Genomic DNA, 5,048 nt, shown 5'->3' with positions numbered 1-5,048 from the left:
TGCCCAACTGCCGTTTGGGAATCACGTCCACGGTCATTTCCAGGCGGTCTGTTGAGTTCGGCTCGGCTGTTACCGGAGGCGTCATCAGCGGCCCGGATTGCGATTTCGGATCCGGCTTCGTCTGGGGCAAGTTGCTCTGAAAATCCGGTTCTTTCAATTCCGGCCGAGGTGTGATCTGCTTGGGCAGGTCCCGCGGCTGTGGCGGTTGACTGCGATCGACCGATTCCGGCACGGAAAACAAATCGTTTTCGGGTCGTGGAATCTGTGGTTGTTTTTGCGGAATCGATTGCGGGTTGACGCGTTGCGTCTCTCTTGACTGGGGCGTCGTTTGCGAGGAGCCGTTCAAAGGCTGATTTTGTGGATTCAACGGCGGCGGATTTGTCAGCTTCCAGGAGGAGCGTTGACCTGGCGCAAGGGCAGAGCAGGCTGTGACTGCCAGTGTTAGCAGCAACAACATTCCTGAAGTCGATTTCGATAATGGCCGAATCCAACTGCCCGGCATGAACAATCCTCAATAAAAATAGAAACGCAATCCTTAAAAGTTTACCACGCAAACTTGAGTGGAACAGTGATTGATCCAGATGATTTTTTAAATAGTAAAAGCGGTAAACTGCATTCGAAGCAGACGCTGATCCGTGTTATGTATCTTATCCGCTTCGTGCGTTTTTCATCGATAAAACACCCACCTGTTTCGGGTGAATCGGTCAAGATCCGGTCAAACAGGCAAGATAGAAAAAACGTGCGGAAAACAGTGAGTTGGCCCGTCGTAGCAATTAACAAACGGGAATTGAGTTTCTAGACTGAAGAGACTGAAAGCATACTAAGCATTAAAATCATCATTCCGAATTCAACGCCGAATTTTCGCTCGAACAGGGTGCCGCGGCTGTCAAAATGAGCTGAGCAAAGTACGATGTTAAACGTTTTTGTGTCTGAATATCTCTGTAGCGGTGCCTGTGAGGAATCGCGGGCAGATGAATCTTTGTTGACAGAAGGCGCCGCGATGTTAGATGCGGTAATCGCTGACCTGCTCGAGATGCCTGACTGCCGTGTGACAACGTGTGTGCAGAAAGACCTCGACCTGTCTGTTTTTCAACGGGAAGGGGAAGATGGCCGTTTTCAGATCCATCGCGTCAGGGAACCGGGTGAGGAACAGGATTACTTCGACCAGTCTTGTCTGCAGGCAGATGTCGTCTGGATCATTGCCCCCGAATTTGATGAGATACTCTATTCAAGAACCGCGCGGGCGATCGAGTTGGGAGCAAAGGTCGTTGGGCCTGAACTGGCTGCGATCCAATTAACCGCTGACAAGTGGCGGCTGTTTGAATTTCTGAATGAACTGTCTCTGCCGACGATTCCGACCTCATTGCCGGAGTCGGAGCTATCGCCTCCGCCTTATGAGTTACCGTGTATTATCAAACACCGCTTTGGGGCAGGGGGCCTCGGTTTGCAGCGACTCACACAGCCTGTGGAATGGCTGGCTGCATTGTCACATCTTCAGGAAAACAACAGCGATTTTGTCGTGCAGCCATTTGTTTTCGGACAGTTGCTTTCGACCGTCGTACTGTTCTCTTCAGAACGCAGAGAGATTTTTCCGATTAGTGAGCAACATATCTGCTGGGAATCCGGCTATGAATATCAGGGGGGCATGCTTCCGGCTGAACTGAACGCGAAAGAGACGCGGTCGATACAGCAATTACTGGAGCGCGTCTGCGATGCACTGCCGGGCCTGGCCGGTTATATTGGCGTTGATCTTCTGCTGCCGGACAGTAATCCGGCGCAGCCTTTGATTGTGGAAATCAATCCGCGACTGACGACCAGTTATACCGGCTATCGTTATTTTACGCAGGACAATCTGGCCGAACGGATTGTCGATTCGGCAACAAAGTTTCCTCCCCTCAGCTGGGACTCTTGGGGGCGCGTGCAGTTTCTGGCTGATGGAAGTGTTTTTTTGAACCCGAAGCAGTTTTAGAGAGACTTTGATTTATGTATGTGATTGGTCTGGATATTGGTGGTGCGAATCTCAAATCCGCAGACAGTGACGGTGTTGCGAAAGCGGTTCCCTTTGAACTCTGGAAAACGCCGGAACTGTTATCGCAGGCACTACAGGAGTTGCTCGCCTCATACCCGCGTCCGGATCTGGTGGCGGTGACGATGACCGGGGAACTGGCCGATTGTTTTCAGACCAAGGCGGCAGGAGTGGAACAGATTCTGGCGGCGACCGAACAGGCCGTTGCGCCGGCTCCCGTTGTCGTCTGGCAGACCGGGGCCGAATTTCTGACCACCGATCTCTCCAGAGAATTTCCGTTTCTGGTCGCCGCTGCGAACTGGCATGCCCAGGCGACCTGGCTGGGACGAATGATACCGGATCAATGGGGTCTGCTGATTGACATCGGTTCGACGACGACAGACATTATTCCGCTGGAGAACGGTTTTCCCGTACCTGAGGGACTGACCGATGTGGAACGACTGCTCTCCGGCGAACTGGTTTATACGGGGGGACGTCGCACGCCGCTGGCGATGATTGGCCAGCGGGTTCCTGTGCGCGGTCAACAATGTCCGTTGGCAGCCGAATGTTTTGCGACGTCATTGGATTTGTATTTATTACTCGGGGACCGGGCAGAAGATCCGGGTGATTGCGACACGGCCAATGGCAAGCCGGCCACGTCAGCAGACGCTTATGATCGGCTGGCCCGGTCTGTCTGTTGTGATACGACAGAACTGTCCAGAGCAGAAGCCGTCGCGATGGCCGCCTCTCTCGCGGAACAGCAGCAGATACAGATCAGAGAGGCCGTCGATCAGGTTCTGGGGCGAATGTCAGAACCGCCGGCGACGGTTCTGATCAGCGGGAGCGCCGTTTTCCTGGCGGCAAAAATCGTTCAGTCGCATCCGGTTTTAAGTCGGTCAGCAGTCACGAATGTCGCAGAAATCTTTGACGGTTCGATCGCGGATTCTGCCTGTGCGTTTGCTGTGGCACGGCTCGCGGCGGAGCGGCTGCGGTTCTGAAGCCCTCTCCGTGTGCAGTAATGAGCAGGCCCGCTTCAATTTCCGCACAAATATGAGTTTTATAAGTTATTTTAAAATAATGACTTATGTTGATGTGTGCAGTGTCTCTCTCCTCACCAGCTTCAGAGGGTCTGGCTCCAAGAGTGGTTGACTCATTTTTCATATTTATGGTATCTTTCCGCTCCTGTAAGTGCTTGATGGCGATTCTTTTTTGAGCCAAAGTCATTTCTCCGTCTGTCTTTTTGTTGCTTCGACCGATAAACCAGGATGGAAAACCGTCGAAGTCAAATTGGGCATCGGGATTTGACCGAGAATATAAAAGCGAAACTACTTCCCTCATTCAGCGATGGAGCGCGAAAATATGTGTGGAATTGTCGGGTATATTGGACATCGACAAGCCGGACCAATACTGATTAAAGGTCTGCAAAAACTGGAATATCGTGGTTATGACAGTGCGGGTGTTGCTGTTCACGATGGCACGTCGATTCAGATTCGCAAGAAAAAAGGACGGGTCTCCGAAATGGCGGCGCTCTATAAAGCGAGCCCTATCGCGGGAACAATGGGAATCGGCCATACGCGCTGGGCGACGCACGGGGAAACCAATGACCAGAATTCGCATCCGCATACTGGCGGCAACGGAGATGTGGTCATCGTTCATAATGGCGTGATTGAAAACTATGCCTCACTCCGTACGCAGTTGCAGGGGCTGGGATACGTCTTTCGTACGACGACGGATACGGAAACAATCGCCCATCTCTTATCGCACCATCTGGAAGAGCAGATTAAACTGGGTTCTGATCCGGAAGAACTGGCGACATATCTGAAAGTGGTCGAAATTTCGCTGACGAAATTGAAGGGCACCTACGGTCTGGTGGTTTTATTTCACGATCTGCCTGATGTGCTGATCGCGGCTCGACTGGGAAGTCCTCTGGTAATTGGTGTGGGCAAAGGGGAAAATTTTATCGCCAGCGATGCGACTCCACTGGCGGGATACACGGATGAAGTCATCTATCTGGCCGATCATGAGTTCGCGGTAATCACGCGCGATGAAGTGGAAGTCTTTCACCGCGACGAGGGACAGCAGAAGCTTTCGATTCACACCCTCGATCAGGTGAGTGTGGACGCGGAACTGGGTGAATTCAAACATTACATGCTGAAAGAGATTTTCGAGCAGCCTCTGGCGCTGGAAAATGCGATGCGCGGGCGGATCGACGAAGACGAAGCGACAGCAAAGTTCGGTGGTTTGAATCTGTCGGCACAACAGCTCAGAAAAATTGATCGTGTGGTGTTAACGGCCTGCGGTACCAGCTGGCATTCGGGTCTGGTGGGGGAATACCTGCTGGAAGAGTTTGCGCGGATTCCGACCGAAGTGGAATACGCGAGTGAATTGCGGTATCGCAACCCGCCAATCTCGAACAGCACGATGATTTTTGCGATTACGCAGAGCGGCGAGACAGCGGATACGCTGGCAGCGATGCGCGAATGTAAACGCAAAGGGCACCCGACACTGGCGATCTGTAATGTGGTCGGTTCCTCTATCGCCCGCGAAGCGGATGGCGGGATCTATCTGCACGCCGGTCCCGAAGTGGGAGTCGCTTCGACGAAAGCTTTCACATCACAGGTGATGGTGCTGATTCAGTTGGCGTTGTTTCTGGGAAGAATGCGGCATCTCTCGTATCCCGCAGGTCGCAGGATTATCGATGCCATTCAAAAGATACCCGATCAGATTCGTAAGTGTCTGGAATGCAATGATCTGGTCAAAGATATTGCTACCAAGTATTGCGATAATAATAACTTCCTCTATCTGGGCCGCCTGTATAATTTTCCCGGTGCGCTGGAAGGTGCTTTGAAATTGAAAGAGATCAGTTATATTCACGCGGAAGGTTATCCGGCTGCGGAAATGAAACATGGTCCGATCGCGCTGGTGGATGAACAGACGCCAAGTGTGTTTGTTGTTCCTCACGGGCAGATTTATCCGAAAGTCATGAGCAATCTCGAAGAAGTCAAAGCGCGAAGAGGGCCCGTGATTGCGATTGCCTGTGAAG

The 5,048-nt window shown here is 52.2% G+C and carries 4 protein-coding genes; 3 read left to right on the top strand and 1 reads right to left on the bottom strand.

The genetic code is table 11. From position 1 onward, the window contains the following. On the bottom strand, positions 1–502 hold a 502-nt coding region (locus tag Q0294_RS17035), incomplete at its 3' end, for a hypothetical protein (protein WP_299467857.1). 498 nt (positions 503–1,000) lie between these two features. On the opposite strand from Q0294_RS17035, the gene Q0294_RS17030 reads away from it, so the two are divergent. The 3 genes from Q0294_RS17030 to glmS form a co-directional block, all read left to right on the top strand. After that, a complete protein-coding gene (locus Q0294_RS17030; protein WP_299467855.1) occupies positions 1,001–1,969 on the top strand; it encodes an ATP-grasp domain-containing protein in 969 nt (322 codons plus the stop codon). Positions 1,970–1,983: 14 nt separating this feature from the next. Beyond that, complete coding sequence (locus Q0294_RS17025) at positions 1,984–3,003, top strand: hydantoinase/oxoprolinase family protein (RefSeq protein ID WP_299467853.1); 1,020 nt, start codon at positions 1,984–1,986, stop codon at positions 3,001–3,003. Positions 3,004–3,364: 361 nt separating this feature from the next. After that, the coding region (gene glmS / locus Q0294_RS17020; RefSeq protein WP_299467851.1) for a glutamine--fructose-6-phosphate transaminase (isomerizing) at positions 3,365–5,048 on the top strand (1,684 nt) is incomplete at its 3' end.

This window comes from uncultured Gimesia sp., from assembly GCF_937919775.1.
Taxonomy (GTDB): Bacteria; Planctomycetota; Planctomycetia; order Planctomycetales; family Planctomycetaceae; genus Gimesia.
The sequence above is the reverse complement of the archived record's forward strand: the minus strand, read 5'-3'. Positions and strand labels throughout refer to the sequence as shown.

Coding starts and splice junctions, on each gene's coding strand:
- Q0294_RS17025 (WP_299467853.1), top strand. CDS start 1,984: ATGTATGTGATTGGTCTGGATATTGGTGGTGCGAATCTCAAATCCGCA.
- Q0294_RS17030 (WP_299467855.1), top strand. CDS start 1,001: ATGTTAGATGCGGTAATCGCTGACCTGCTCGAGATGCCTGACTGCCGT.